The sequence below is a fragment of the Demequina rhizosphaerae genome (assembly GCF_000971255.1).
Taxonomy (GTDB): domain Bacteria; phylum Actinomycetota; class Actinomycetes; order Actinomycetales; family Demequinaceae; genus Demequina; species Demequina rhizosphaerae.
This window is the reverse complement of record NZ_BBMC01000007.1, coordinates 161,336-187,627: the sequence shown is the minus strand read 5'-3', so window position 1 is coordinate 187,627 and position 26,292 is coordinate 161,336. Positions and strand designations below refer to the sequence as shown.

At 72.8% G+C, this 26,292-nt stretch carries 25 protein-coding genes and 1 other RNA gene; 11 read left to right on the top strand and 15 right to left on the bottom strand.

Annotation, left to right across the window (positions count from 1 at the left end; all coding sequences use genetic code 11):
* Positions 1-788: IS481 family transposase (locus AOM07_RS11160; protein WP_062313835.1), on the top strand; the 788-nt coding region annotated here is incomplete at its 5' end.
* A 15-nt stretch (positions 789-803) separates the two neighbouring features.
* On the opposite strand, the gene AOM07_RS11155 is transcribed toward AOM07_RS11160, so the two are convergent.
* The gene (locus AOM07_RS11155; protein WP_062313812.1) at positions 804-1,259 is read right to left on the bottom strand and encodes a hypothetical protein; all 456 of its coding nucleotides are present in this window, start codon (positions 1,257-1,259) and stop codon (positions 804-806) included.
* Between the two features lie 131 nt (positions 1,260-1,390).
* Positions 1,391-2,401 carry an ABC transporter permease gene (locus tag AOM07_RS11150; protein ID WP_062313810.1) on the bottom strand — a complete coding sequence of 337 codons (1,011 nt, stop codon included), beginning with the start codon at positions 2,399-2,401 and terminating at the stop codon, positions 1,391-1,393.
* A gap of 106 nt (positions 2,402-2,507) precedes the next feature.
* Between AOM07_RS11150 and AOM07_RS11145 the strand changes: the two genes are divergently transcribed.
* Entirely contained in the window at positions 2,508-3,101 is a 594-nt protein-coding gene (locus tag AOM07_RS11145) for a TetR/AcrR family transcriptional regulator (protein WP_062313809.1), read from the top strand.
* Between the two features lie 81 nt (positions 3,102-3,182).
* Here AOM07_RS11145 and AOM07_RS11140 read toward each other — a convergent pair whose 3' ends face one another.
* The 4 genes from AOM07_RS11140 to AOM07_RS11125 form a co-directional block, all read right to left on the bottom strand.
* Positions 3,183-3,644 carry a hypothetical protein gene (locus tag AOM07_RS11140; protein WP_062313807.1) on the bottom strand — a complete coding sequence of 154 codons (462 nt, stop codon included), beginning with the start codon at positions 3,642-3,644 and terminating at the stop codon, positions 3,183-3,185.
* Positions 3,645-3,784: 140 nt separating this feature from the next.
* The gene (locus tag AOM07_RS11135; RefSeq protein ID WP_228374442.1) at positions 3,785-5,125 is read right to left on the bottom strand and encodes a S1C family serine protease; all 1,341 of its coding nucleotides are present in this window, start codon (positions 5,123-5,125) and stop codon (positions 3,785-3,787) included.
* Positions 5,126-5,399: 274 nt separating this feature from the next.
* Positions 5,400-6,986: a bifunctional phosphatase PAP2/diacylglycerol kinase family protein gene (locus AOM07_RS11130; RefSeq protein ID WP_084830266.1), complete on the bottom strand. Its 1,587-nt coding sequence runs from the start codon at positions 6,984-6,986 to the stop codon at positions 5,400-5,402.
* A gap of 136 nt (positions 6,987-7,122) precedes the next feature.
* The gene (locus tag AOM07_RS11125) at positions 7,123-9,279 is read right to left on the bottom strand and encodes a DEAD/DEAH box helicase (RefSeq protein WP_062313800.1); all 2,157 of its coding nucleotides are present in this window, start codon (positions 9,277-9,279) and stop codon (positions 7,123-7,125) included.
* Between the two features lie 576 nt (positions 9,280-9,855).
* On the opposite strand from AOM07_RS11125, the gene AOM07_RS11120 reads away from it, so the two are divergent.
* Together AOM07_RS11120 and AOM07_RS11115 are read left to right on the top strand one after the other, a co-directional pair.
* Positions 9,856-10,989, top strand: a complete 1,134-nt coding sequence (locus AOM07_RS11120; protein WP_062313798.1) for an FAD-dependent monooxygenase — start codon at positions 9,856-9,858, stop codon at positions 10,987-10,989.
* 56 nt (positions 10,990-11,045) lie between these two features.
* Positions 11,046-12,044 carry a cyclase family protein gene (locus AOM07_RS11115; RefSeq protein ID WP_062313796.1) on the top strand — a complete coding sequence of 333 codons (999 nt, stop codon included), beginning with the start codon at positions 11,046-11,048 and terminating at the stop codon, positions 12,042-12,044.
* Positions 12,045-12,114: 70 nt separating this feature from the next.
* On the opposite strand, the gene AOM07_RS11110 is transcribed toward AOM07_RS11115, so the two are convergent.
* From AOM07_RS11110 to AOM07_RS11095, 4 genes are all read right to left on the bottom strand, one after another.
* On the bottom strand, positions 12,115-12,459 hold the full coding sequence (locus AOM07_RS11110; protein WP_042214126.1) for a carboxymuconolactone decarboxylase family protein: 345 nt from the start codon (positions 12,457-12,459) through the stop codon (positions 12,115-12,117).
* A 114-nt stretch (positions 12,460-12,573) separates the two neighbouring features.
* Positions 12,574-13,563 (bottom strand): fumarylacetoacetate hydrolase family protein, encoded by a 990-nt coding sequence (locus AOM07_RS11105; RefSeq protein ID WP_062313793.1) that lies wholly within the window; start codon positions 13,561-13,563, stop codon positions 12,574-12,576.
* Complete coding sequence (locus tag AOM07_RS11100) at positions 13,560-14,552, bottom strand: amidohydrolase family protein (RefSeq protein ID WP_062313791.1); 993 nt, start codon at positions 14,550-14,552, stop codon at positions 13,560-13,562. The genes AOM07_RS11105 and AOM07_RS11100 overlap by 4 nt, the downstream gene beginning before the upstream one ends.
* The gene (locus AOM07_RS11095) at positions 14,549-15,475 is read right to left on the bottom strand and encodes a VOC family protein (RefSeq protein ID WP_062313789.1); all 927 of its coding nucleotides are present in this window, start codon (positions 15,473-15,475) and stop codon (positions 14,549-14,551) included. Before AOM07_RS11095 ends, AOM07_RS11100 begins: the two co-directional genes overlap by 4 nt.
* Positions 15,476-15,655: 180 nt before the next feature.
* On the opposite strand from AOM07_RS11095, the gene AOM07_RS11090 reads away from it, so the two are divergent.
* The 3 genes from AOM07_RS11090 to AOM07_RS11080 all read left to right on the top strand — a co-directional run bounded on the left by AOM07_RS11090 (position 15,656) and on the right by AOM07_RS11080 (position 17,822).
* On the top strand, positions 15,656-16,600 hold the full coding sequence (locus AOM07_RS11090) for a LysR family transcriptional regulator (protein WP_062313787.1): 945 nt from the start codon (positions 15,656-15,658) through the stop codon (positions 16,598-16,600).
* Positions 16,601-16,774: 174 nt separating this feature from the next.
* The gene (locus AOM07_RS11085) at positions 16,775-17,539 is read left to right on the top strand and encodes an alpha/beta fold hydrolase (protein ID WP_062313785.1); all 765 of its coding nucleotides are present in this window, start codon (positions 16,775-16,777) and stop codon (positions 17,537-17,539) included.
* Between the two features lies 1 nt (position 17,540).
* The gene (locus AOM07_RS11080; protein WP_062313783.1) at positions 17,541-17,822 is read left to right on the top strand and encodes a muconolactone Delta-isomerase family protein; all 282 of its coding nucleotides are present in this window, start codon (positions 17,541-17,543) and stop codon (positions 17,820-17,822) included.
* 71 nt (positions 17,823-17,893) lie between these two features.
* Here AOM07_RS11080 and rnpB read toward each other — a convergent pair.
* An RNA gene (rnpB, locus tag AOM07_RS11075) (RNase P RNA component class A) lies at positions 17,894-18,270 on the bottom strand.
* Positions 18,271-18,446: 176 nt separating this feature from the next.
* On the opposite strand from rnpB, the gene AOM07_RS11070 reads away from it, so the two are divergent.
* Complete coding sequence (locus AOM07_RS11070) at positions 18,447-19,622, top strand: aminotransferase class I/II-fold pyridoxal phosphate-dependent enzyme (protein WP_062313780.1); 1,176 nt, start codon at positions 18,447-18,449, stop codon at positions 19,620-19,622.
* Between the two features lie 84 nt (positions 19,623-19,706).
* Positions 19,707-20,480, top strand: coding sequence for a YaaA family protein (locus AOM07_RS11065; protein ID WP_062313777.1), 774 nt, complete (start codon positions 19,707-19,709; stop codon positions 20,478-20,480).
* Between the two features lie 143 nt (positions 20,481-20,623).
* Here AOM07_RS11065 and AOM07_RS11060 read toward each other — a convergent pair whose 3' ends face one another.
* A complete protein-coding gene (locus AOM07_RS11060; protein ID WP_062313775.1) occupies positions 20,624-21,409 on the bottom strand; it encodes an SDR family NAD(P)-dependent oxidoreductase in 786 nt (261 codons plus the stop codon).
* Between the two features lie 138 nt (positions 21,410-21,547).
* Between AOM07_RS11060 and AOM07_RS11055 the strand changes: the two genes are divergently transcribed.
* A complete protein-coding gene (locus tag AOM07_RS11055) occupies positions 21,548-22,402 on the top strand; it encodes a formate/nitrite transporter family protein (RefSeq protein WP_062313773.1) in 855 nt (284 codons plus the stop codon).
* 341 nt (positions 22,403-22,743) lie between these two features.
* Here AOM07_RS11055 and AOM07_RS11050 read toward each other — a convergent pair whose 3' ends face one another.
* Genes AOM07_RS11050 through AOM07_RS11040 form a run of 3 tightly spaced genes read right to left on the bottom strand, consistent with a single transcriptional unit; the run spans position 22,744 to position 25,169 of the window.
* Positions 22,744-23,589 carry a histidine phosphatase family protein gene (locus tag AOM07_RS11050; RefSeq protein WP_084830270.1) on the bottom strand — a complete coding sequence of 282 codons (846 nt, stop codon included), beginning with the start codon at positions 23,587-23,589 and terminating at the stop codon, positions 22,744-22,746.
* An 11-nt stretch (positions 23,590-23,600) separates the two neighbouring features.
* Complete coding sequence (locus AOM07_RS11045) at positions 23,601-24,338, bottom strand: zinc ribbon domain-containing protein (RefSeq protein WP_062313769.1); 738 nt, start codon at positions 24,336-24,338, stop codon at positions 23,601-23,603.
* 18 nt (positions 24,339-24,356) lie between these two features.
* Positions 24,357-25,169 (bottom strand): Nif3-like dinuclear metal center hexameric protein, encoded by an 813-nt coding sequence (locus tag AOM07_RS11040; RefSeq protein ID WP_062313767.1) that lies wholly within the window; start codon positions 25,167-25,169, stop codon positions 24,357-24,359.
* 62 nt (positions 25,170-25,231) lie between these two features.
* Here AOM07_RS11040 and AOM07_RS11035 point away from each other — a divergent pair, with 62 nt between their 5' ends.
* Entirely contained in the window at positions 25,232-26,260 is a 1,029-nt protein-coding gene (locus AOM07_RS11035) for a lysylphosphatidylglycerol synthase domain-containing protein (protein ID WP_156171912.1), read from the top strand.
* Positions 26,261-26,292: the final 32 nt, after the last annotated feature.

The following is a 26,292-nucleotide window of genomic DNA, read 5'->3' as shown; positions in this document are numbered from 1 at the left end:
AGACCCCGCAACCGTTGGTGCGCAAGATCGTGCACAAGCGCATCAAGACCAGGCGTGGGCCGGTCGAGATCGCCTCCCTCACCGGCGTGCCCGCATCGACCGTGTATGCCGTACTCAAGCGGTGCCGACTGAACCGGCTGTCCCACGTCGACGTCCGCACGGGTGAGGTAATCCGCCGCTACGAACACGACCATCCGGGCTCGTTGATCCACGTCGACGTGAAGAAGCTCGGCAACGTCCCTGATGGCGGGGGCTGGCGCTACGTCGGACGCCAGCAAGGAGACCGCAACCGCGCCGCGACACCCGGCAAGGCCAAGTCCAAGTACCGCGACCCCCTGATGCGGCATGCGTACGTCCACACCGTCATCGACGACCACTCCCGCGTCGCATACGCCGAGATCCACGACGACGAGACCGCGGCCACCGCCATCGGCGTCCTCGTCCGTGCGGTCGCATGGTTCGCCGCCGCCGGCGTGCACGTCGAAGCCGTGCTGTCCGACAACGGGCCCGCGTACAAGTCCCATGCCTGGCGCGACGCGTGCCGGGACCTGGGCGTCAAGCACCGGCGAACGCGGCCGTACCGACCGCAGACCAACGGCAAGATCGAACGCTTCCACCGCACCCTGGCCGACGGCTGGGCATACTCGAAGCACTACAACTCCGAAAAAGCCCGCCGAGCCGCACTACCGGCCTGGCTGCACTTCTACAACCACCACCGGCAACACTCCGCCATCGGCAAGGTCCCGCCCATCACGAGGTTGAACAACCTGCCTGGGCACTACATCTAGAGCGATCCCGCGCCGCTACGGCACCTCGCGCACGACCTCCCCGCCGAGGTCGGCGATCGCGGCGAGCTGGGCCTCGTCGGTGGTCGTGAAGATGAAGTGGTCCCCCGTCGCGATGCCGGTGTCGGAGGACGCCGCCTCGACGGTCGCGAGGTCCGAGTCGACATCGTCCTGCGACACGTAGATCGAGAGGGTCGCCTCCGGCGTCCCGTCGCCGTCCGCGTCGCACGTGTACTCCCAGCCCGCGACCACTCCCTCGCCGGCCATCTTGCCGCCGGCCCACGATCCGCACTCCGACGCGGTGCGGACGTCGTCGACGATCCCCGAGACATTGACCGCGGCGGCGGAGATGGCGGTCGTCGCGCTGCTGGCGGCCGCGCTCGCGTCCGAGTCCGAGCCCGAGGTACACGCGGCCAGGGCGAGCCCGGCCGTCGCGGCGACGAGCACCGCCTTCGTTCCCTGGTGGATGCGCATGAGCCCTCCTTCGACCGCGGTGACGGCGCACCGGGTGCCGCCGGCGCGCCGATCTCACCAGTATGTGCCCGGGCGCGCGACGATGCGCGGGACGCGAAGACCTCGCAGACCCGCGCATCGTCCGGCAGTGTCTAGGCCGGGCCGTCGACTCCGACCACCGCAGCGCGCTCACCGGCCGGCGCCCGCCGCGCCCGCAGCCCGGCGATCGCGAGCAGCGCGACACCGAGCGCGAGCCAGCCCAGCAGGACGAGGATCGGCGTGGCGATCGCGGCGCCGTCGAAGAAGGCCACATTGCGCAGCAGCGTGCCCGTGGCGCCCGGCGGCAGCAGCTGCCCGATGGCGCCCCACGGCGTAGGCAGCATCTCGGGCGCGGACGCGAGCCCCGACAGCGGGTTGCCCAGCAGGACCACGAGCAGCGCGGCCACGCCGATGCCGGGACGGCCGAGCAGGCTCTCGAGCCCGAGCACGATCGCGCTGGTGGCGATGATGCCGAGCATCGCGGCCGCGGCGGTCGCCCAGAAGCTGCCGTCGAAGGTGCCGAACCAGAACTGGAGGATCGCGGTCATCGCGAGGCCCGCGATCACCGCGAACGCGCCGACCGCCGCGAGGCGACGGCCGGTGCCCGCCACGAGCAGCGTGGTCGCCACACCCGCGATGAAGCCGCCGAGGGCGATCGGCAAGGCGCCCGCGGTGAGCCCGATCGCCCGAGGGTCGTCCTCGGTCGTGGGGACGACGTCGTTCACGGTCGCGGGGGCGCCGAGCTGCGCCGCGGCGCCCTCGCCCACCGCCGTGAGGACCTGCGCGACGGCGGGGCTCGCGGCCGTCGCGATGTCGACCGAGAGCCCGTCCTGGCCGACCACGAACGCGCCGTAGACCTCGCGATCGCGGATCATCGCGATCGCCTCGTCCTCGGACGCCGCGATCGTGACGTCGAAGGCGCCCGGCTGGGCCTGGTCGAGCGCGCCGGTGATCTGCGTGGCGGCCTCGTCGGGCGCCACCACGGCGATCGGGACGTCGTGCGGACCCGAGCTGACCGCGGGCAGGCCGAAGGCGACGAGCATGGCGCTGAGCAGCAGCGACAGGCCCACCGCGAGGCCGATCACGGGCCGCCAGCCCTGTCGCTCCGTCGAGGCTTGAGACATCAGAGACTCCCCATGTGAAGAATTATTAGATACGATACGTACCGTACCTTAGGTCGGCGATAGGGTGTCAACCGATCGTCCGGGATCCGCTCGTCAAGGAGGCACGATGGCCGTCTCCCCCGCCAGGCGCCGGCGCGCCGGGGAGCTCCTCGACGCCATCCGTGCGGCGGTGCTCGAGGAGCTGCGCGAGCGCGGCTACCAGGACGTCACCTTCGAGGGCGTCGCGCGCCGCGCGGGCACGAGCAAGACGGTCCTCTACCGACGCTTCGACAACCGCGCCGACATGGTGGTCGACGCGCTCGTGACCGCCCGGCTCGGCACGCCGCCGGCGACGTTCGACGGCCCGCTGCGCGAGGACCTCGTCCGGCTCATGCGGGGAATCATGGACAGGCTCGGCCCCGAGGGCGTGAAGACGTTCCGCGGAGTGATCGGCGAGGTGGACGATGCGACGGTCGCGCGGGTGTCCGGGCTCGTGATGGCGCAGTTCGAGCTGTGGCTGGGCGGCATCCTCGAGCGGGCGCGTGCGGCCGGCGAGCTGGGCCCGGCGCCGGTGCCGGGCCGCGTCGTCGCCGCGATCGTCGCGCTCCTGCGCCACGAGGTCTTCTTCGTCTACGGCGCGGGCCGGCCCGCCGACATCGAGGGCATCGTGGACGAGGTGGTCCTGCCGCTGCTGCGCACGTCGACGGCCGCGGGCGGCTGAGCGACCGCACCGCAGACGCGGACGGCCCGGTTCCGAGGGGAGGGAACCGGGCCGTCGGCGCGTCTGGTGACGGTGGAGGTGCTACTCCGTGGGGAGCTCGCGCACGAGCTCGACGTCGGTCTCGACGAGGCTCGCGAGGTGCGACCAGTCGGAGGTCGCGACCAGGTAGCCCGCGCCCTCGACGATGGCGGTGTCCTCGGCGGCCGCCTCGACGTTCGGAAGATCGGTCGCGAGGTCGGCGGCGTCCTCGTAGATGGACAGCGTGGTCTCGGCCTCGCCGTCGCCGTCGACGTCGCAGGTGTACTGCCAGCCCGCGACGACGCCCTCGCCCGCGACCTTGCCGCCGGCCCAGGTGCCGCCGAACGTGTCGCAGCCGGTGACCGTGTTGACGTCGGCGACGATGGTCGCGACGTCGGGGGCGGCGTCGGCCGAGGCGCTCGCGCTCGCGTCCGCGGCGCTGTCCGAGTCGGCCGCGCAGGCGGTCAGGAGGAGGCCGGCGGTGACGGCGACGAGCGCGGTCTTGGCGCCGTGGGTGATACGCATGTGCGTTCCTTACGTCTCGAGGGGCCCGTTCTGGGCAGCCGAGACATCGTAGTCACCGTTTCTGGCACCGAATGTCGGCCGAAGGTCACCCCTTCGCCCGCAGGGCCCGGCTCGACCTGGACGGCAGGGCCCCGCTCCACCTAGACCGCCGGGCCCTGGATGAGGGTGACGGTCGCGGACTGCGTCGCGCCCGTCGTGTCGGTCCAGGTCAGCGCGACGGAGTCGCCGGGCTCGTAGGCGTCGAGGAGGCTCGCGAGCTCGGAGCCGCTGGCCACCGCGGTGCCGTCGACCGAGGTGATGGTGTCCCCCGCAGCGAGCCCCGCCTCCGCGGCCGGCGTGCCCTCGTAGACGTACTGGACCTGCGCGCCCTCGGCGGTGCTCGCCTGGGAGGCGCGGCCGCCGGGGCCGAACGCGACCTGCGCGTCGCTCGCGATGCCGACGCCCAGCATCGCGGGGTAGCCGATGGTGACGCCGTCGGACTCGTCGCCGGCCTGGATCTGCGCGACGATCGCGAGCGCGTCCTCAATGGGGATCGCGAAGGCGGTGGTGACGGCGGTGCCGGTCGAGGCCGCGGTGGTCATGCCGACCACCTCGCCCTCGTCGTCGAGCAGCGCGCCGCCGGAGTCGCCGGACACCACGTCCGCGGAGAACTCGATCATGCCGTCGAGGGTCTCGCTCGCGGAGGTGAACTCGGCCGACGTGGTGACCGTGGACTCGAGGCCCGTGACCGAGCCGTCCGCCGCCATGAGCACGCCGCCGCCCTCGGCGTTGCCGATCGCGGTGACGTCGTCGCCCACCGCGACCCCGTCATCGTCCATCGTCACGGTGGTGAGCCCCGAGGCGCCGTCGAGCTGGAGCAGCGCGACGTCGTCGGAGGCATCGACGCCCACCACGGTCGCGGCGTACGTCTCGCCCGTGTCGGCGACGGTGACGGTGATCTCGGTCGAGTCCTCGATCACGTGGTTGTTGGTGAGGATCAGCCCGTCGCTGGTGAGGACCATGCCGGTGCCCGCCGCCTCGGCGTCGTCGTAGCCGAGCACGGTGTCGATGAGGACGACCCCGGTCGACTCGTCGTCGCCCGCCGTCGTGGCCTCCTCCTGCGTCGCGGCCGCGCCGGACGATGCGCCTCCCCCGGCGGTCGATCCGTCGCCCGGCCGCGTCTCGCCGCCGTACGGGAGCGCGTCCGCGCCGCCGGGTGCCGACGGCGCCGCCGGCAGCGTGGACGTGTCGCCCAGGCTCGCGGGCGCATCGGCCTCGAGCGCGGAGGACCCCGCCGACGCGGTGGTGACGGTGCCGGTGTCCCGCGCCGAGACGCCGGCGACGACGCCGCCGAGCGCGAGCGCCGACACCGCCGCGGCGACGGCGGCGCGGCGGAGACCCGAGCGGCGCCGAGGGCGCGGGCCCGCGAGGGTCTCGGTGATGGCGTGGTCGACGGGCGGCTGCAGGTCCGGGTTCATCGCGTTCTCCTCAGGCGTGTTCACACCTCCACCTCATCGCTGCAGGCAGGGAGGCGGCTCGGAGGATTCCGGGAGTTCGCGAAGAACGCGGGGGCTTTGCCGGCGGGCGCGTCACGCATCGGCCTGGGCGACTCCTCGCCAGGCTGGGGGGCAACTGGCGAGGAGCCGCGTGACCACGTTATGGGCGTCCGTGCTCATCGCCGGGCAGGCCGCGGCACGTGTCGCGCGGTGTGACGAACTCCGCATGAATCGTGCGTCGCGCGGCGGGAACGCCACCCGAACGGTGCGCCGCCCCCGCTCAGTCCGCGCGCGGCGGCACCATCACCAGGAGCGCCTCGGGGAGCACCTCGGCCGAGAACGAGCGCGTGCTCCCCTCGGTGTCGCCGTCGATCTGGAACGGCACCTCGCGGTCGAGCTCCGCCTCGACGCGCGTGCCCGCCACCCTGAGCATCGGCGACCCGGGGCCGTCCTGCCCGAGCGTGCCGACGAGGCGCATCCACCCGCGCACTCCCCTGGGACGCGCGACGAGCACGTGGAGGCGGCCGTCGGCGGCCTGCGCCTCGGGCAAGAGGGTCACGCCGCCCTGGAGCTTCCCGACGTTGCCCACGAGCGCCATGATCGCGCTGCCGGCGTGGATCATCCGGCCGTCGACCCGGATCCGCGCCTTGAACGGCTCGGTGCCGACCTGGCGGAATCCGGCGACGACGTAGGCGCCGCCCTTGACCACCTTCTTGAGCCGGGGATCGGTGTCGCGCATGATCTGCGCGTCGAGGCCCACTCCGGCCATCACCGCGAAGGTCGCGTCCTTGCCGCCCGCGGACCAGCGGATCATGTCGACGGGCCGCGGCGCCCCCGTGAGCGCGACCTCGAGCGCCGCGTCCTCATCGAGCGGCACCCCAAGGTTGCGGCCGAGCAGGTTGCCGGTGCCCGCGGGGATGATGGCGACGGGCACGCCGCTGCCGGCCAGCTCCTGGCATACCGCGCGCACCGTGCCGTCGCCGCCGGCGACGAGCACGAGGTCGACGCCCTTCGCGAGCGCGTCCCGTGCCATGCCGTAGCCCGGATCGTCCACCTCGGTCTCGAGCCACACGGGCGGCTCCCAACCGGCGTCGTCCATCGCCGCGCCGACGCGCCGGCGGAACTGGTCGAACTCGAGCACCTTGGTGGGGTTGTACACCACCGCCGCGCGCTTCCCGGAGCGCGCGGCCGCCCGGCGGCTCCGCCACGGGAGGTCGTTCCGCTCGATCCCGCTGATCCACAGCGCGGCGGACGCGAGGACCATGCCGAACAGCGCACCGCCGACCATGTCCGACAGGCGCACCGCGCCGATCGCCCACTGGTCCACGCACGTGAAGAAGATGAGGGCGCCGCCCAGCACCCGCACGCGGACGCGCGAGGCGACGGACAGCCGCTGCGCGTTCGCGACCGTGACGAGCACCCACACGAGGATCGTCACCGCGAGCACGTGGCCCGACGGGTACGACGGTCCCGCCGCGGACAGCGAGTCGGCGAACGCGGTCTCGGGCCGCGGCCGGTCGATCGCGAGGCGCAGGATCTGCGCGAGCGGCATGCCGAGCGCCGCGACGCCGAGCGCGACCGCGAGGTGGCGCTGGCGCCGGCGGTACGAGCGCGCGGCGAGCGCGGCGGTCACCACGGTCACGAAGATCGGGCTGGTGACGAGGGAGAAGGACTCCAGCACCTGGCCGAGGTAGCTCCGCGGGGGCACCGACGAGGCCGGCAGCCAGGTGTCGACCGTGCGTTCGGCCCAGCCGGTCGTCACCGCGATGGTCCACACGACGAAGGCGGCGAGCGCGAGCCAGAACACCGCCGGCTCGAACGAGCGCCGCTCCGGGGCGTGATCCTGCGGGGCCGACCGGGGCGTCATCGTGCGCCGCCGGCGTGCCGGGCTGGGCGCGGCCCCCGCAAAGTCATCGACTACCTCCTGGTTCGCGCGCCGGGTGCGCGTCACCACACCCTACGCGGAGGCGGCGTCGATGACACAGAGGTGGACGCCCGGTGCGTCAGGCCTCGCCCTCGAGCGCGTCGACCAGGAGCCCGACCAGCGCCTCGAGCTGCACGTCGGTCGACGACGACGCCTCGTCCACCGCCGCGCCGTCGAGCGCCCGGGCGGCGAGCCCGGACTTGCTGTCGATCAGCTCGGCGATCTTGGCGTCGATGGTCTGCGCGGCGATGATGCGCCACGCGGTGACCGGCTCCGACTGGCCGATGCGGTGGATGCGGTCGATCGCCTGCGTCTGCTCGGCGTCGGTCCACGACAGCTCCGCGAGCACCATGTTCGACGCCACCTGGAGGTTGAGCCCCACGCCGGCGGCCATGAGGGAGCACACGACGATCTGCACGTCCGGGTCCTCCGTGAACGCGGCGACGTTCTCCTTGCGGGCCTTGGCCGTCTGGTCGCCGCGGATCGAGGCGTAGCGGATGCCGCGGTCGGCGAAGATCTGCTCGGCCTGGTCCATGACGTCGACGTGCTTGGCGAAGAACACGACCTTGCCGACGTTGCGGGCCAGCTGCACGGCGTAGTCCGCGGCCAGCCCGGCCTTCGCCTGGCCGATCTGGCGGACCATCGTGAAGACGTTCTCGCCCTTCTTCTTCGAGCTCGCGTCCTTGAGCTCGGCGGCGGCGATGCGCCGTGCGAGGTCGAGGTCGACGCCGTCGGCGTCCGCGTCGGCGTGGCGTGCCTCGACGGCGCGGCGGTAGGTCTCGAGCATGCGCTGCGCGAGCGCGGCCTCGGCGGCACGGATGGAGCGGCCGAGCGGTCCGTCGAGCTCGACCGGGAGGTCGGCGACGCGGCGGGCGGGGATGTCGGAGGCGACGTCCGCCTTGCGGCGACGCACGATGCCCTGGTCGACGACGGCGGCGCGTGCGGCGGGGTACCACCCGCGGTCCGTCGGGATGAGGCCCGTGTCCTCGAGCGAGGCCATGAGCGGGCCGAGCGGCTTCTCGTCGTCGATCCAGCCGAGGAACTGCCAGATGGCCCGGAAGTCCTCGATGTCGTTGATGAGCGGGGTGCCGGTGAGCGCCATGAGCAGCGGTCGCGACGTGCGCTGCCGGATCCGCTCGGAGAGCTCGAGGACGTGCTGGGAGCGCTGCGACCCCTTGTTCTTGATGAAGTGCGCCTCGTCGAGGACCATGCCCTTGAAGCCGTGGTCGCCGAACCAGCCGACGTGACGGTCGAGGATGTCGTAGTTGACGATGACGATGTCCGCGAACGCGTCGACCTCGTCGCCATCGCCGTGGACCACGGTGGCCCGCCGGTGCGGCGTCCACAGCTCGACCTCGTGCGCCCAGTTCATCTTCACCACGTTGGGCACCACGACGAGCAGCGGGTAGGCGTCGGCGGCCTGGGCGGCGATGAGCGCCTGCGCGGTCTTGCCCAGGCCGGGCTCGTCGGCGAGGAGGAACGTGCGGTGGCCGCGGGCCGCGGCCGTGACGAGCTGGGCCTGGTGCGGCATGAGCTCGCGGCCGAGCGGCACCCGCACCGCCGGGGTGGACGATGCGCCGGGCTCGGGCAGCTCCATGCACGCGCGCGCGCCGGGCGCGTCCTGCTCGAAGGACCGGAACAGCGGGTCGAGCAGCTCCCAGCCGGCGAGGCGGCGGGGTCGCGCGGCGGCGCGCTCCTGCGCCGCGCCGAAGTCCGGGGCGAGGAACGGGTTGGCGAGCTGGCGCGAGATCGCCGACTGCGGCACCACGCGCTTGTCGGCGCCGGGCGGCGGAGTCACCGGGGCCGGGGGCTCGGGCTCCTCCTCGACCTCGCGGCCGGCGGCCTCGAGCACGGTCCGCTTGTAGGCGCGCGCCGAGTCGGTGACGCGCGCGTCGTCGGCGAGCAGCGTGAGCAGCGAGGTGTCGCGGGCGGCGATCTTGGCGAGCATGGTCGCGACGCCGTCGAGGCGCCGGAACTCCTCGTCGCGCTTCGTCTGCGAGAGCGAGTCGTCGGCCTTCACCCGAGCGCGCTCCTCGCGCACGAGCAGCGCGACCACCTGGAACTTCGTGCGCGCGGCGCCGCGCGTCGGCGGCTGCTTGACCGCGCGGTCGACCTCGCCCGCGAGCGCGGCCAGGAGGGGGATGAGACCCTTCTCGGCCGGGCGCGCGGAGCGCCGGCGCGTGGTGCCGCCGCCGGTGCGTGCACGACCGGCCCGTCGCTGCCCTGCTGCTGCCACATCGTCTCCTTCTCGGTACGTGCCGCAGGCGCGGCACGCGGCGCCGCCCGGGGGTCCCGCGGAGATGCGGGCTCCGTCCCTCGGTGTCCTCGCGCTTCCACGGGCCCGTCAGATGGGCCGGCGGCGCGTCGGCTGGTGCCGATGCCGAGGTGGGCGGATGCATATCGCGCCGTGGCGCGATCGCTGGTGCCCCTGCATTGTACGGCGCTCGACCCGGGACCCGCGAGAGGCGGGCGTACGGCGCGTCAGCGGGACGCGATCGCCGGCGCGATCGCCTTCTCCAGCGCCGGTCTCCCCTGCTTCGCGGAATCCTCGGATGCGGTGGCGCAGATCGTGACGAGCGCGCAGGCCGCGCAGGCCCGTGGCGGTCGACGCGACAGGCCCCTCCACGCATCGTGCCGACGCATGGCCGGTATCGCGCACCGCTGTTTCCGCAGGGACCGTGCTCTTCGTAGATTGACAGCGATCAGCAACGTCGCCGCATCGCACCCGGGGAGGCTCCGTGACAACCAGCGCTCGCACGGCTACCGGAGAGCCACCGATGACGTCGCGGTCCTCCCGAGGCGAGCGGCTGCGATGACGGCGATCGAGTCTGCGGTCATCGCCGGCGGCGGCATCTCGGGCCTCGCGATGTCCTGCCTTCTCGCGGCCGAGGGCGTCAAGGTCGACCTGCTCGAGGCCTACCGCACCTCCGCGCCGGTCGGCTCGGGCATCAGCCTGCAGGGCAACGCGCTGCGGATGCTCGACCGGGTGGGAGTCTGGGAGGAGGTGCAGCGGCACGCGTCGGTGTTCGACGCCCTGGTCCTGCGCGCGCCCGACGACACGGGCACCGAGCTCTTCCGCGTCGACACGCACCGTTCGGGCGGACCCGAGTACCCGGCTGCCGCGGGGATGTACCGGCCGGACCTCGCGCGCGTGCTCCGCACCCGGGCGGATGAGCTCGGCGTCGCGGTACATGAAGGCACCCGCGTCGTGGCGATATCGCAGGATGACGACCACGCCCGCGTCACCGCGGCCAGCGGGCTCACGCGGGAGGCCGACCTCGTGGTGGGAGCCGACGGTCTGCACTCGACGGTGCGGTCGCTGCTCAAGATCCGCACGCGGCCAGAGATGCTCGACTTCGGCGTGTGGCGGGCCTTCGTGCCGCTGGCCCGAGGCGTGACCTGCACCGAGCTCATCTACGGCGGAGCGGCGTACTACTCGGGCTACTCCCCCACGGGGCCCGACACCATGTACGTCTACATCGTCGACGACTACCGCGACCGCTCCCATCTCTCGACCGAGGAGATGCTCGAGGAGATGCGCGCGCTCGCATCGCAGTACCACGGCCCGTGGGACGAGATCGTGACCACCCTGACGAGCGCGTCCGCGCTCAACTACACGCGCATGAGCGCGCTCTTCCTGCCCGGGGACTGGCACCGCGGACGCGTCGCGCTGATCGGCGACGCTGCTCACAGCTGCCCGCCGACGCTCGCACAGGGCGCGGCCCAGGGTCTCGAGGACGCCGTCGTCCTCGCCGACCTCCTGGCGAGCCGGGACCGCCTCGACGAGGACCTGTGGGACGAGTTCTACGCCCGCCGCGTGCCGCGCGCGCAGGCCGTCGTCGAGAGCTCGCTGCAGATCGCCGAATGGCGGCGCGAGGCCGACAAGAACCGCGAGTCGGCCGAGCTCATGACAGACGTCAGCAAGCTGCTCGCGCAGCCGCTCTAGCCGGTCGGCGACGCCGACCGCGCTCGCCTTCCCCCCGATGCGATTCAGGAGACGTCATGACCGCGCCCAGCGAGAACCCCGCCGACCTCGATCGCGCCGACCCCGAGGGCGAGATCGGCACCCGCGCCCTCGCGTACCGCAACTGGGGCCGCTGGGGCGCGGACGATGTGCTCGGAACCCTCAACCACATCGACGGTCCCGCGCGCGTCGCCGCCGCGGCGCTGGTGCGGACCGGGCGCGTCATCTCGCTCGCGCAGCGGTTCGACACCGACGGGCCGCAGAAGGGCTGGCGGCGGCGCACCAACCCGGTGCACACGATGACCGACACCGGGACGGACGCGGAGCGCGGGGCACAGGGATTCCCGCACGGCATCGGCGGGGCGGACGACGTCATCTCGATGCCCCTCCAGTGCTCGACGCAATGGGACGGCCTGGGTCACATCTTCGACCACGGCGTGGCGTGGAACGGCCGCAGGGCAGGCGACGTCGTGACGAGCGACGGCGACCGGGTGACCGGGATCGAGCACGCCTCGGACGTCATCGTCGCGCGCGGCGTCCTGCTCGACGTCGGCCGCGCGCTCCGCCCGGACAGCGGCGAGCTCGAGGACGGCTACGCGATCACCGCCGCCGACCTTGAGCGCACGATCGCGACCCAAGGCCCCTCGAGCATCGTCCGGCGCGGCGACATCGTCGTCGTGCGCACCGGCCAGTTCAGCCGCACGCGCCGCGACGGCTGGGGCGACTACGCCGGCGGCCCGGCACCGGGACTCTCGCTCACGACCGCCGGATGGCTCCACCGCACCGAGATCGCGGCGATCGCCACGGACACGTGGGGCTTCGAGGTCCGCCCCAACGAGTTCGACGCGCCGTCGTTCCAGCCGCTCCACCAGGTCGTCATCCCCAACATGGGGCTCACGATCGGCGAGATGTGGAACCTCGACGAGCTCGCCGACGCCTGCGCGGCCGCCGGGCGCTACGAGTTCCTCCTGTCCGCCGCACCCCTGCCGATCACGGGGGCGGTGGGCTCCCCCATCAACCCGGTGGCGATCCTCTGACCGGGCGCCCTGCCGGCGGGCATGACGAAGGCGGGGACCGGAGGGATCCCCGCCTTCGTGAAGGTGGTGCTTAGGCCGGGACGCCGGCGAAGGCCTCGACGGCCTTGCGGGCCTCGTTGCCGTACACGGCCGAGGGGCCGCCGCCCATGAGGATCGCGACGCCGATGGTCTCGTAGACCTGCTCGGGCGTGGCGCCCGAGGCGAGCGCGTCCTTGACGTGGCAGGTGATGCAGCCGCCGCAACGGACCGAGATCGCGATCGCGAGCGCCAGGAGCTCCTTGGTCGACTTCGGCAGCGCACCGTCGGCGAGGGCCGCGTGGTGGAGCGAGAAGAAGCTCTTGATGGTGCCGGGGATGTGCTCGCCGAGCGCGCCGATGCCGCACATCACGTCGTCGTAGTGCTCCTGGTGGTTCATCGTGGACCCGTCCTTTCGGGGTATCAGAGCCGGCGGCCTCGCCGGCGTCGGGGTACGTGTCCACGGTAAGGAACGAATGTCAATCAGTCTCGGGACCATCGTCCCCACGTACCCTCAGAGGGCGTGAAGGCGGGCCTCACGACGCCGAGCGGACGGGATCGGCGGCTGGCTCGCGCGGGGCTCGGCGACCACGTTGGCCGTCTCCCCGATGCCGTCGACGAGGATCCGCACGGTGTCCCCGGGCTTCAACGGCGGGGGGTCGATCTCACCCGTGCGGCCCCACGCCTCCGCGAGGCAGCCCTGGCCCGAGGTCCCCGAGGCGAGCACGTCGCCCGGCGCGACGCGCGAGTCGCGCGACGCGTAGGCGATGAGCTCCGGGAACGTCCAGGCCATCCGCGACAGGTTGTCGCTGCCGAAGGCCACGCCGTTGACCTCGATCGCCACGTCGACGTCGAGGAACCCGTCGTCCGTGAGGCGGTCGGAGAACTCGTCGGCCGTCACGATCCAGGGCCCCAGGGTGGTGCCGAAGTCCTTGCCCTTGCACGGGCCGAGGTTGACCTTCATCTCGCGCGCCTGGAGATCGCGTGCGCTCCAGTCGTTGAAGATCGTGTAGCCGAAGATCTGGTCCGCCGCACGCTCGACGCTCATGTGCCGGCCGTCGCACTCGCGGGTCGCCCCGATCACCACGGCGACCTCGAGCTCGAAGTCCAGCCGCGCGGTCCGCGGGGGCACGATCGGCTCGGTGGGGCCGATCAGGGTGTGCGGGTTGGTGAAGTAGAAGGTGGGGGCCTCGTACCACTCGTCGGACACCGTCGCGTCGCGCGACCCTCCCTTCACCATGCCCTCGACGTGCTCCTCGAACGTCACGAAGTCACGGACGCTCCGTGGGACGAGCGGCGGCACGAGCCTCACCGTGTCGAGCGGCCTCCAGTCCGAACGGTCGCCCTCCTCGAGCAGCTCGCGTCCGAACGCGAGCGTCGTCGGCAGGCCGGCCTGGATGAGGACGTCGACGGGCCTGCCGTCGGGCAGGGGCGCGGCGTGGCCGTCATGGATGAAGCCGCCCTCGATCGTGCCGTCGCGTCGCTGCCATCGTGCGATCCTCATGACCTTCCCTTCCCGTGCGCCGGAACGAGCTCGGGCGCGCGCAGCAGGACCCCTGCGTTCGCGACCACGCTTGCGGCGATCGTCTCGACCTCGGCCGTCGATCCCGAGTCCCACCCGCGGTAGTTCGTGCCGAACACGAGCCGGTCGGGGTTCGCGACCGCGCGCAGCAGCGCCAAGGACGCCTCCGAGTTCACGTGGGTGTCGAACCAGAGCCGCGCGAACTGCCTGTCGAACTCCTCGACCGTGATCGGCGAGCGGGGCAGCGCCGCGAATGCCCGCAGCCGGCCGTGCTGGAACGCGAAGCTCCCGCCGCCGTGGCTGACGTACACGTCCAGGCGAGGGTGCCGGGCCAACACCCCACCGAAGAGCAGCGACGCGACCGCGAGCGTCTCCTCGTGCGGGTACCCGAGGGTCACGTGCCAGTCGAAGCGCTCGAGGCGGGGATCGCCCGCAGGCCCGTCGACGCCCGGCACGGTCGAGTGGACGAACAGCGGCACGTCGAGGTCGACGCAGGCCTGGTAGAGGTCGTCCAGGTCGGGGTGGTCCAGCGACGCCCGGGCGTCCGTGCCGATGTAGGCGCCCACGAGCCCCAGCTCGCGCACGGCGAACTCGAGCTCGCGGACGGCGGCGCCGACGTCCACCGTCGGCAGCGCGGCGAAGCCCTTGAGCCGGTCCGGCTGCTGAGCGCACCAGTCCGCCATGAGGGTGTTCGCGGAGCGGAGGAACGGCTGTGCGACCTCGGTCGGGGTGTGCGTGAGCAGCCACAGCGGCGACAGCGACAGCACCTGGACGTCGATGCCGTCCTCGTCGAGCGAGTCGACGCGCTGCCGCGACGTCTCGGCGAGGCTCGACTTGGGCCCGATCGGCCAGCGGTAGCCGCCGACCACGATCTCGTGGCGCCCCTCCCCGACCTTGCGGATCTCCGGCCCGAGCGCCCCGGCCGTACCCAGCAGCTCGTCGAAGAACAGGTGCGCGTGGACGTCGATCACTGGTGCGCCTCGGCGGGGTACGCGTGCACGGAGCTCTGCGGCGGCAGCGGCCGGAACTGGTGGCCCCAGATCTCGCTGCGGTTGCCCCAGCGCCGATCGATGCGCCGCATGCTCCAGGCGTCGTCGTCGTCGATCACGAGCGAGTCGGCGCCGAACTCGAGGTCGAAGCCGCTCGGCGTGCGCGTGTAGAACGACAGCTGCTCGTCGCCCGCGTGCCGCCCGAGGCTCGCGCTGATCTCGTACTCGCTGCGCTGCGCCAGGTCGTAGGCGCGGCCCACATCGTCGATGTCGGTGCTCTCCACCATCACGTGGTTGAGCCCGAGCGAGCCGGGGATGCCCCAGATCGCCAGGCTGTGATGCCGCGGATTGCAGCGGAGGAACGCCATGGGGCCGATGCCGACGTCGACGATGTCGCTGCACTTGAACCCGAGCGTGCCCTCGTAGAACTGGCTCGCGATCTCCAGGTCGGGGACGATGAGCACGGCGTGGCCGAGGCCCTGGTCGCCGGTGATGAACGACGACGTCGCGCGCTGGCCGCGGAACGTGCGGTCCATGTGGCCGGGGCCCCAGAAGAGCTCGTGACGCACCCCGAACGGGTCGCTGAACGACGCCAGCGCGCTCACGCGGCGTGCGTCCGCGAGCTCGGCGGGCTCCTCGACGACCTCGACCCCCTTGCCCCGCAGGTCGTCGATCGCGGCGGCGAAGTCGAGCCGGTTGGACGTCTCCCAACCCAGGTGGAGCAGGCGGTCGTCGGGGCCCGGCACGATCCGCATGCGGTACATGCGGTCGTCCCAGCGCAGGTTGACGGCGCCGGACTCGTCCTGCTCGCTCTCGAGCCCGAACACCTCCGTCGCGAACCGTGGCCACTCGTCCGCGCGAGGCGACTGGAACGCCACGTAGCCGAGACTGTGGATCGGGGTCATCGAGGCCTCCTGCCGTCGGTCCATCGACGGCGCTGGTCGCCATCGACGTCGCTCATACCCGCACGCCGAGGCGTTCCGGGTGCCCCCACGGTAGGAAGCCACGGCACGCGCGCGGAAATGGTTCTTCGCGATGCCCGCTATCACCGACTGCTACGCTCCCCGCACGAGAAGGAGGACGCCGTGGTCGCCAGACTGGAATCGATCGATCTCAACCTTCTCGTGGCGCTCAACGCGCTGCTCGAGGAACGCCACGTGACCAACGCGGGCGCACGCCTCCACATCGGCCAGTCCGCGATGAGCGGCATCCTCCGCCGCCTGCGCGGCTACTTCGGCGACGAGCTGCTGGTGAGGGTGGGCAACGAGCTGCAGCTCACCCCGTTCGCCGAGAGCCTGAGGCCGGCCGCGCGCGCGGCGTACGACGCCGCGAGCGAGCTGTTCTCGGGCGGCGTCGAGTTCGACCCGCTCGCCTCGGAGCGCGTGTTCAGCATCTGCGTCTCCGACTACTCGCTGTCGCGCCTCGGCCCCCCGCTGATGGAGATCCTGCGGGACGAGGCGCCGCACGTCGGCGTCTCGTTCGAGCCGACGCCCACCACGTTCATCAGGGATCCGGACGGCGCTTTGCTTCAGTGCGACGTGCTGGTGCTGCCGGTCGTGTACCTGCCGGCGTACGCGAGCGCGTCGATGCCCCTGTTCGACGACGACTTCGTGGTCGTGACCTCGAGCGCACACCCGTTCGCGCAGCGCGCCGCGCTCACGATGGAGGACCTACAGGGCTCCCCTCAGCTGCACGCGGAGCTCGGGCCGCGCAGCCAGCTGCGGCCGCTGGCGGGCGTCGACGCGCACCTCGCGCTCGGCTCCACGGGCCCGCACGCCTCGGCACACTCGTACCTGGCGATACCCCACCTGCTCCGCGGCAGCTCCCACTGGGCACTCATGCCGCGGTCGCTGGCGGCGAGCGCGTGCGCGTCGGACGACTTCGCCGTCGTCGAGACGCCGTTCGAGAGCGAGCGGTTCACCGAGCACGCCTTCTGGCACCCCTCCCGCCAGCGTGACACCGGGCTGGCATGGCTGAAGACGGTGCTCGGGCGGGCCGCCGCCTCGCTCGCACCACACCCGCTGGACTGACGACCGCATCGGCCGCCCCTCGCGCCTGCGTGAGCCTCGACCCGCTGCGGATCGGAAGACGGTCTCGACCACGGGCACCGCGATCTGTTAACAATATTGTCGACACAGGCGTCGGATGAGGTGCGGCAGGCCCCACCCACACCCCGACGCCCGGATCTCGACGAGGAGGTGGCCGTGGCGACGTTCGTCCTCATCCACGGGGCGTGGCACGGCGGGTGGTGCTGGGACCGGGTCGCGGAGCGGCTCCGTCGCCACGGCCATGAGGTTTACGCCCCCACGCTCACGGGCCTGTCCGAGAGGAGCCACCTGCTCTCCCCCCTCGTGGGACTCGACACGCACGTGGAGGACGTCACCCGGCTCGTCGACACGCTCGGGCTGACGGAGGTCGTCCTCGTCGGGCACAGCTACGCGGGCCAGGTCGTCAGCGGTGTCGCCGATCGACGGCCCGACGCCATCTCGACGCGGGTGTACCTCGACGCGTTCGTCGCGAACGACGGGGACGCGGCACGGGACCTGCTGCCCGAGAACGTCGCGCACCACTGGGCGGAGTCGGCGCGGGAGCGCGGCTTCGGGTGGCTCGTTCCCGTGCGGGACCTGACGGTGCTCGGGGTCGAGTCCCCGGACGATCGCGACTGGCTGCTGCCTCGCCTCACCGCTCATCCGTGGAAGACCTACACCGACGCGCTCCGCCTCGGCGACGAGGTCGACCGGGTGCCGGCGACCTTCATCGAGTGCGTGAGCTGGATGCGGGTGTTCCGCGGCCAGGCCGACCGGGCACGCGAGCGCGGCTGGCCCGTGTACGAGCTCGAGACCGGGCACGAGGCGATGGTCACCGCGCCGCAGGCGCTGGCCGACCTGCTGATCGGGATCGCGGCCCCGTCGGCCCCGCTTGCCGCCGGCGGCACCATCGCGTCCGCTCAGGCCAGCGGGGTGGGCTGAGATGGAGTTCCTGGTGCGGTCCGAGAACCGGCTCCCGGCCGACACGCCGGCCGAGCGTCGCGAGGAGCTGAGGCGCGCCGAGCGGACCCGGGCTGTCGAGCTGCGCGCGGAGGGCGTGCTCAAGCGGCTGTGGCGGGTGCCTGGCCGCAACGCGACGGTCGGGTTGTACGAGGCCGCCGACGCCACCGCCCTGCACGCGGCGCTGATGTCGCTGCCGATGGCGCCGTGGCTCGACGTGACGGTGGAGCCGTTGGCGACCCACCCCCAGGAGCAGACGCCCTGAGCAACCGCGACACGTGCGAGAAGCCGACCCTCGGCGGCCGGGATCGTACGCGTCGCGCCCGCGAAGACGTGCGGATGAGCTGGCCGATACGCCGGGTTTTGTCGCTCGCTCGCGTCACCGCTCACGAGGGGCGGCCATCCATCTACGACGCACGTTGCCGTACGCCTCTAGCGACCTACCCGGATGCTCGGGCGGGCAGCCCTCGAACGCATCCTGTCTGGCCTTGCTCCGGGTGGGGTTTACCTTGCCGCTCCTGTCACCAGTCGCGCGGTGAGCTCTTACCTCACCCTTTCACCCTTACCCCTCCTCCGAGGAGGCGAGGCGGTCTTCTCTCTGTGGCACTGTCCCGCGGGTCACCCCGGGTGGCCGTTAGCCATCACCCTGCCCTGCGGAGCCCGGACGTTCCTCGGGACCCCCGAGGGGGCCACGCGGCCGCCTGGCCAGCTCATCCGCCCTGCAAGGATACCTGGACGGGTGTCGTCGCCGGTAGCCGCACCCAACCGGCGTACCGATGCCGCCTCGCCCGACCACCGCCCTGGTACTGGAGATCGAGCCGCGATCCATACGCCGGTTGGCGCCGTGCATCCGCGAGGATGGAGCCCGGACCCGAGCAGAGGAGCGACCATGCGGGTCTCGCGGCGCGCGCAGGCGATCGAGCCGTTCCACGCGATGGCGTTCGGTGACCTCGCGAGCGAGCTCGAGGCCGCCGGCCACCGCATCGTCCGCCTCAACCTGGGCGAGCCCGACTTCGGCGCCCCGGCCGCGGTCCGCCGCGCGATGGTGGGGACGATGGACGGGCGTCGCCTCGCGTACACATCGTCGCTGGGCACCCCCGAGCTGCGCCAGGCGATCGCCGGCTTCTACCGCGCGCGCCACGGCGTGGAGGTCGACCCCGCGCGCATCGCGGTCACCATGGGCGCGTCGGCGGCGCTGGTGCTCACGATCGCCGCGACCGTCGAGGACGGCACCGACGTGCTCATGGCGGACCCGAGCTACCCGTGCAACCGGCAGATCGTCGCGTCGTTCGGCGGCCGCGCGCTCACGGTGCCCACCTCCCCCGCGACGCGCTTCCAGCTCACCCGCGACCTGGTCGAGAAGGCGTGGACCCCCGAGACCGGCGTGGTGATGGTCGCGACGCCGTCCAACCCCACCGGCACGACGATCCGCCAGGGCGAGCTCGCCGCGATCAGCGACCTCGCCCGGGAGCGCGGCGCATGGCGGCTGGTCGACGAGATCTACCTCGACACGGCTGACCGCAACCCCGACGGCTCGCCCCAGCGCACTGTCCTCGCGCACGATCCCGACGCGATCGTCCTCAACTCGTTCTCCAAGGCCTTCGGCATGACGGGCTGGCGCCTGGGCTGGTGCGTGCTGCCCCAGGAGCTGGTCGGGCCGGTGGAACGGCTCGCCATGAACTACTTCCTGTCGGCGTCCGCCCCCGTGCAGATCGCCGCGCTCGAGGCCTTCTCCCCGGAGTCGCTCGCCGAGGCCGAGGAGCGCCGCCTCGACCTGCTCGCGCGCCGCCGCACGATGCTCGACGGGCTCGCGCGCATCGGCCTCCCCGTGCCCTCAGAGCCGGACGGCGCGTTCTACGCGTTCGCGGACGTCTCCGGCACCGGGCTCGACGCGTGGGAGTTCTGCGGCCGCGCGCTGCGGGAGGCGCACGTCGCGCTGACCCCCGGCCGCGACTTCGGTGCCACGCACGGCGACACCCATGTGCGGCTGTCGTACGCCGCGTCGCACGCGGACATCGTCGAGGGGCTCGACCGGCTCGAGACGTGGCTGGGTTCGCTGCAGTAGCCGCACGGACCACACTCCACCCGCCGTCAGAGGTGTGACCTCCGCCGGACGGCACGGCCCCGGCGACCGCCTACCCTGGTCCCCGTGCTGATCCTGCTCCCGCCCTCCGAGGGCAAGACCGCCCCCGCCTCGGGAGCCCCGGTCGACCTCGCCGCCCTGTCCCACCCGACGCTCGAGGAGCACCGCCGCCGCGTCGGCGACGCGCTCGCGGCGGTGTCCGGCCGGCGGGACGCGATGGACCTCCTCGGCGTCGGCGCGTCGCTGCGGGCGGAGGTCGAGCGCAACCGCACCGTGTGGGACAACCCTGCCGCCGCATCGTCCACCGTCTACACAGGCGTCCTCTACGACGCCGCCGGCATGGCCGACTGGGACGCCGCGACCCTCGACAAGGCGCGCGAGAGCGTGCGGATCGTGTCCGCGCTGTGGGGGGCCGTCTCCCCCGCCGACCGCATCCCGGCGTACCGCCTCTCCATGGGCACGGGCCTCGCTGATCTCGGCAAGCTCGCCACCTTCTGGAAGCGGCACCTGCCCGGCGAGTTGGACGCGCTCGCCGACGGCGGCCTCGTCGTCGACTGCCGCAGCGCCTCGTACGTCGCCGCCTACCGGCCCACCGACTCCCCCTGGGTCGCCGTATCCGTCCAGCGCGAGCTCAACGGCAAGCGCGCGGTCGTGAGCCACATGGCCAAGCACACGCGCGGCCTTCTCGCGGCTCACCTCGTGAGGGACGATGCGCGGCCCGAGACCGCCGCCGACCTCGCCGATGCGGCCGCCGGCATGATCGGCGACGCCCTCGTGGACGTGAGCCTCACCGCCAAGGAGAAGGGGCCCGACGAGCTCACGCTCGTCATCGCGGGCTGAGCCCGCGCCCCACCCACCGGCCCCGGCCGCCACCCGCGCAACCGGCGTATCGTCCCGACCTCCGCCTCCGCTGGCAGGCAGTTCGCTGCCGAGCCCGGATCCGTACGCCGGTTGCGGCGGGGGGCAGCAGAGGAGCGGGAACCTCAGGTGAGCGAGTAGCCGCCGTCGACCGCCACCGTCTGGCCGGTGACGAAGCTGCTCGTCATGAGGAAGAGGTAGGCGCGGGCGACCTCGCGGATGTCGGCGGTGCGACCGAGCGGGATGCGCCGCTCCATCTCGTGGCGCATCTCCACGATCCTCTCGTCCGAGTGGTGGCGCCACAGCGGGGTCTGCGTCCACGTGGGCGCGACGGCGTTGACGCGCAGGCGCGGGGCGAGCGCGAGCGCCTTCTCGCGCACGAGCGCGACGATCTGCTCGTTGCCCATCACGGCCTCGACGCCGTCGTGCGCCCCGGGGCGCCGCGTGGTGCCGGCCGTCAGCACGAACGAGCCTCCGTCGAGCACGCTGTCCGCGAGCGCGTCAACCAGGTCGCGGTTGTCCTGGACCTTGCGGCGCGCGACGTCGCGGATGGCCTCGTCGTCGTCCTCGCGCACATGGTCGCCGAGCCGCCCCCCGAGCGTCGACACGACGTGGTCGACCCGACCCGCCGCCTCGACCAGCCGCTCCCGGCCCGAGTCGGTGGTGACGTCGAAGGCCAGCGCGCTCGCCTTGCCACGGCCCAGCGCGCCGCACTCCTGCGCGGTCGCGTGGGACTTCGCGGGGTCGAGCCCGACGACGATGACGTCGGCCCCGGCGAGCGACGCGTCGACAGCGACCTGCCGCCCGAAGCCCGACGACCCGCCGACCACCAGGATCCGCCGCCCGCTCAGCGAGTGCGGCGCGACGATCGGGTCCTCGTAGCTGGACGGCGGCTTGGGCACGGCGGACATCGGCGCTCCTCTCGAAGGGTTCCTCTTCGGCAACGTCCGAGGGGGCGTCGCGGCTTCCGGGCCTGCTCGATCACGGTCCCGGGTACGTGCCGCGCCGGGTCCCACACCGCCCCGCGCTCTCTGTGGGAGCCTGGGGCCATGAGCGATACGAGCCGGTTGTTCCCCGGGAAGCAGTTCATCTCGACCGTGCTCGACGCGCTCGAGACCAAGACCGCGATGAGCGGCGGGCTGGCCCGCGTGTACCTCATGCGCGCCGCGATGGCCGGCGTGATCATCGGCGTCATGTACCTCACGACCTTCGCGGTGATCGCGGCCTTCGAGAGCGTCGGCGACGGCGACTGGGTCAACGTCGGCAAGCTCGTCGGCTCGATGGTCTTCGGCTTCGCGCTCGTGTTCATCTACTACAGCAAGTCCGAGCTGCTGACCTCGAACATGATGATCGTCTCGATCGGCGCGTACTACCGCCGGACCACCCCGCTGAAGTCGCTGCGGATCCTGCTCATGTGCTACGGCGGCAACTTCATCGGCGGCCTCGCCGTCGCGATCATGGTGGCCGGCTCGAGCATGGCGGACGGCGCGATGGGCGCCCAGCTCGATGCCGCGGTCGAGCACAAGCTCGAGTACTTCGACCACGGCCTCGCCGGGATGTCCGACCTCTTCATGCGCGCGGTGCTGTGCAACTTCATGATCAACCTGGGCATGCTGCTCGTCTACAACGGAGTGATCAAGGAGGACCTCACCAAGATCGTCGCCATGGTGATGAGCGTGTTCGTCTTCGCCTTCGTCGGCTTCGAGCACTCGGTCGCCAACACCGTCGTGTTCACGGTGTCCGCCCTCACGCACGGCCTCGACTACGGCCTCGCGCTCGCCCAGCTCGGCATCGTCCTGTTGGGCAACTTCGTCGGCGGAGGACTGCTCATCGGCTGGTACTACGCGTACGCCAACGACGACCGGAAGTTCCTGCGCAAGCAGCTCTCGCGCGACGGCGAATAGGCGCGTCCGCAACGCCCGCGACACCCGCGACGCCCGCGACACCCGCAATGCCCGAGGCACCTGCGCGAACCGGCGTACCGATCGCTCGTCGCCCACCGTCGCGCCTGCGACGTCTCGCGAGGTGCCGCCCGGTACGCCGGTTGCGGCTGGGCGCGGTCGATATCCGCGGCGGTGGCGGGCTCGGCCGCCGGGCCGTGTGCGCAACCGACTATTTCAGGATTTCCTAAAACAGCGCGGAGCGACCACCGCGAGCAGCCCGACACGAGCCGACACGAGAGCGCGCAGGCGCACCGAAACCGCGCCGGGACGCCCCAGGCCCACCCCCGGACGCCCGGACCGCGCTACTCGACCGGCACGCCCACCGCGAGCACGTGCTGCTCGGCGATGGAGCCGTCCTTGCGCGCCCGCACCTGGAGGATCGAGGTCGACGCGGGCGACGGCCAGATCGAGCCCCAGTGCGACGCGGGCATGCCGAGCGCGACGCCCACGATCGACTTGATCGCGACCGCGTGCGACACGAGCGCGACGCCGCGCGGCAGGTCGCGCCCCGACATGCAGTGGTGGGCGTGCTCGCGTGCGAGCTCCTCGACCACCGAATAGCCGCGCGCGCCGACCTCGGCGATCGACTCGCCCTCGGGCGCCGAGGTCTCGGCGCGGCGCCACGCGTGGATCGCGTCCCCGTCGCGCTCGATGATCTCGGCGACCGTGAGGCCCTCCCACACGCCGAAGTCGACCTCCTTGATGCGTGCCTCGGTCTCGACATGCGCGCCGACGCGGCGGCCGAGCGCCGCCGCGGTCTCCTGCGTGCGCACCATCGGCGAGGCGAGCACGCGCGTGACGTGCGGCAGGTGCATCCACGTGCGCCTGCCCATCCCGTAGACGAGGTCCGCGGCCTTCGCCGCCTGGACCCGCCCCTGCCCGCTCAGCGCGGGGCCGGGCACGCCCGAGCCGGACATGCGACGCGAGGTCGTCATCTCGGTGACGCCGTGCCGCACGAGCACGAGGGTCAGCGGCGCGACCAGGTCCTCCTCGTCGGGCGAGAACGGCGACTGCACGCGCGGGGCCGGGGACGATGCGGTGGGCACGTCGGAGGGCGCCTCGCCGCCGAGGTCGGTGCCGTCGTCGAAGCGGTGCGCGTGGTGCGGGACCGCGGGCTCGACCTGCGTCTCCTCGGCCGGATCCGGCATCGTCCCGCCGTTCACTTCTTCGCGCCGCGCACGAGGATGCGGCTGCACTCCTCGCAGCGGACGATCGCGTCCGCGGGCTTCGCCTCGATGTCGCGCAGGTCGCCGGGGTTGAGCACGGTGCGGCAGCCGAGGCACTGGCCCTGGGCGAGCGCGGCCGCGCCGATGCCGCCGTGGCTGGCGCGCAGCTTCTCGTACAGGGCGACCAGGCCCGCGTCGAGACCCGCCGCGGCGGCCTCGCGCTCGGTCGCGAGGGTCGCGAGCTCGGCGTCGAGGTCGCGCCAGGCGGCGTCGCGCTCGGCGTTCAGCCCGGTCAGCTGGGACTCGATCGCCTCGACCTGCTCCTTGGCGGAGGCGTGCTCCTTCTCGGCGACGTCGAGCGCCTCCATCGCCTCGAGCTCGACCTCCTCGAGGGCCTCCTGGCGGCGCCCGAGGACCGCGAGCTCGGCCTGCAGCGCCTGGAGGTCCTTGGGGGTGCCCTGGCCCGCCGACAGGCGCGCGTTGTCGCGCGCGGCGCGGTCGCGGACCACCTGGACGTCGTCCTCGGCCTTCTGGACGGCGCGGCGCAGGTCGGACACCTTGGTCGACGTCGCGACGCGGGCCTCGTCGAGGTCGTTCGCGCGGGCGGTGAGCTCCTTGATCTGCTCGAGCACCGGCAGGTGGTCGCGGCGGTGGCGGGCCTGCTGGGCGCGCAGGTCGATGTCCTGCACGTCGAGGAGGCGGATCTGGTCGGCTGCGGGAGCGGTGGGCACGTGTGGTTCTCCTTCGCGCTAGAAGCGCGCGGTCCAGGGGTCGGTGGTGAGGGTCGAGACGAGGGTGTCGATGCCGGTGGCGTCGCCGAGGTACTCGGCGGCGGCCTCCAGCCACGTCCACTCGGACGCGTAGTGGGCGACGTCGACGAGGAACGGCCGACCGTCGCCGAGCAGCGCGGCCTCGCGGGCGTCGGACGCCGGGTGGTGGCGCAGATCGGCGGTGAGGTAGACGTCCGCGCCGGCCTCGCGCGCGGCGCCGAGGAACGAGTCCCCCGAGCCGCCGACGACGGCGATGGTCTGCACCGTGCCGTCCAGGTCGCCCGCGACGCGCACGCCGTGGGAGGTCTCGGGCAGGACGGTCGCGGCGCGCTCGGCGAACTCGCGCAGCGTGATGGGGGCGTCGAGGCGGCCGATGCGACCGGTCCCCTGCTCCGCGTCGTCCTTGAGCGGCACGAGCGGCAGCGCGCCGGAGACGCCGAGCACCTCGGCGAGGGCCTCGGCGACGCCGGTGCCGGCGTGGTCGGCGTTGGTGTGCGCGTTGTAGAGGGCCACGCCGTTCTCGATGAGCGCGTGGATGACGGCGCCCTTCGGGGTGTCGGCATGCACCGTGGTGACGCCGCGCAGCAGCAGCGGGTGGTGGGTGACGATGAGGTCGCAACCGGCCTCGACGGCCTCCTGCACCACGGCCATCGTCGGGTCGACCGCGAACAGCGCGCGGGTGACCTCGGCGTCGGGGCGGCCGACGCACAGCCCGTTGACGTCCCAGTCCTCCGCGAGGTCGAGGGGGAAGCGCTTCTCGAGTGCGTCCATCACATCGGCCACGGAGGTCATGGGGCAAGGCTACTCGGCGCACGTCCCGGCTGCGGCGCCCGGGCCGCGGATAGAGTGACGGCGTGCCCGCGCCCGCCGAACGACCCGCATCCGGTCGCGCGCACGTGTGGCGCCGGGTCGTCACGATCGTCGTGGTGGCGGCGGTGCTCTGGGCGCTGTACTCGCTCGGCGCCCAGGTCGACTGGCCGGCGGTCGGCGAGGCGCTCGGCACGCTCCCGTGGTGGAGCCCGCCGCTCCTCATCGCGCTGCTGCTGCTCCGCCAGCTGTTCAGCTCCGCGCCCCTCGCCCGCGTGGTCGAGGGCCTCGGCTGGAAGCGCGCGCTCCACAACGAGATGGGCGCCAACCTCGTCGCCACCCTCGCGCCGCCGCCCTCGGACCTGGTGCTGCGCGTCGGGATGTTCCGCTCGTGGCGCATCGACCCCGTCGACGGCATGGCGGGCGTCACGCTCACGACCGTCGTCTTCTGGGGGGTGCGCTTCCTGGCGCCCGTGCTCGGGCTCGGCGTGGTTGCGATCCGCGGCGTCGAGCGCCACGAATGGTGGTTCGCGATCGCCTCGCTGGGCGTCGCCGCGGCGATCCTGGCCGCCCTGACGCTGGTCGTGCGCTCGGAGCGCTGGGCCCACACCCTCGGCCACCTCGGCGCGCGCATCGCGACGCGGTTCGGGCGTCCCGCGGACGGCGCGGTCTGGGCCGCCGCTGTCGGCGACTTCCGGGCGCGGGTGTCCGACTCGTACCGCCTGCACCTCATGCCGTCGATCGCCCTCGGCCTTGCGGGCGTGGTCGCCGAGGCCGCGATCGTGCTCGCGAGCCTCCGGCTCGTCGGCGTCGGGGCGAGCCTGTCGGCGGTCGAGATCGTCGGCGTCTTCCTGCTGCTCTACCCGCTGACGATCCTGCCGTTCCTGGGCTTCGGCGTGCTCGACGCGGCGCTCATCGCCGCGTGGCTCACCGACACGCCGGCGGTGCCCGAGGCGACCCTCGTCGCCGGCACGCTCGTGTGGCGCGCGGTGTCGCTGGGCGGCACCCTCGTCATCGGCGCGCTGTCGCTCGCGTGGTGGCGGTGGTCGACGCGCCGCGCCGACCTCCGCTCGTAGCGCGGATCCTCCCGCGGCGCGCGGCGGTCGCG

Coding starts and splice junctions, on each gene's coding strand:
- AOM07_RS11070 (WP_062313780.1), top strand. CDS start 18,447: ATGCGGGTCTCGCGGCGCGCGCAGGCGATCGAGCCGTTCCACGCGATG.
- AOM07_RS11155 (WP_062313812.1), bottom strand. CDS start 1,259: ATGCGCATCCACCAGGGAACGAAGGCGGTGCTCGTCGCCGCGACGGCC.
- AOM07_RS11150 (WP_062313810.1), bottom strand. CDS start 2,401: ATGTCTCAAGCCTCGACGGAGCGACAGGGCTGGCGGCCCGTGATCGGC.
- AOM07_RS11140 (WP_062313807.1), bottom strand. CDS start 3,644: ATGCGTATCACCCACGGCGCCAAGACCGCGCTCGTCGCCGTCACCGCC.
- AOM07_RS11095 (WP_062313789.1), bottom strand. CDS start 15,475: ATGACCCCGATCCACAGTCTCGGCTACGTGGCGTTCCAGTCGCCTCGC.
- AOM07_RS11120 (WP_062313798.1), top strand. CDS start 9,856: ATGACGGCGATCGAGTCTGCGGTCATCGCCGGCGGCGGCATCTCGGGC.
- AOM07_RS11105 (WP_062313793.1), bottom strand. CDS start 13,563: ATGAGGATCGCACGATGGCAGCGACGCGACGGCACGATCGAGGGCGGC.
- AOM07_RS11130 (WP_084830266.1), bottom strand. CDS start 6,986: ATGACGCCCCGGTCGGCCCCGCAGGATCACGCCCCGGAGCGGCGCTCG.
- AOM07_RS11110 (WP_042214126.1), bottom strand. CDS start 12,459: ATGAACCACCAGGAGCACTACGACGACGTGATGTGCGGCATCGGCGCG.
- AOM07_RS11080 (WP_062313783.1), top strand. CDS start 17,541: ATGGAGTTCCTGGTGCGGTCCGAGAACCGGCTCCCGGCCGACACGCCG.
- AOM07_RS11040 (WP_062313767.1), bottom strand. CDS start 25,169: ATGACCTCCGTGGCCGATGTGATGGACGCACTCGAGAAGCGCTTCCCC.
- AOM07_RS11145 (WP_062313809.1), top strand. CDS start 2,508: ATGGCCGTCTCCCCCGCCAGGCGCCGGCGCGCCGGGGAGCTCCTCGAC.
- AOM07_RS11115 (WP_062313796.1), top strand. CDS start 11,046: ATGACCGCGCCCAGCGAGAACCCCGCCGACCTCGATCGCGCCGACCCC.
- AOM07_RS11060 (WP_062313775.1), bottom strand. CDS start 21,409: ATGTCCGCCGTGCCCAAGCCGCCGTCCAGCTACGAGGACCCGATCGTC.
- AOM07_RS11050 (WP_084830270.1), bottom strand. CDS start 23,589: ATGCCGGATCCGGCCGAGGAGACGCAGGTCGAGCCCGCGGTCCCGCAC.
- AOM07_RS11055 (WP_062313773.1), top strand. CDS start 21,548: ATGAGCGATACGAGCCGGTTGTTCCCCGGGAAGCAGTTCATCTCGACC.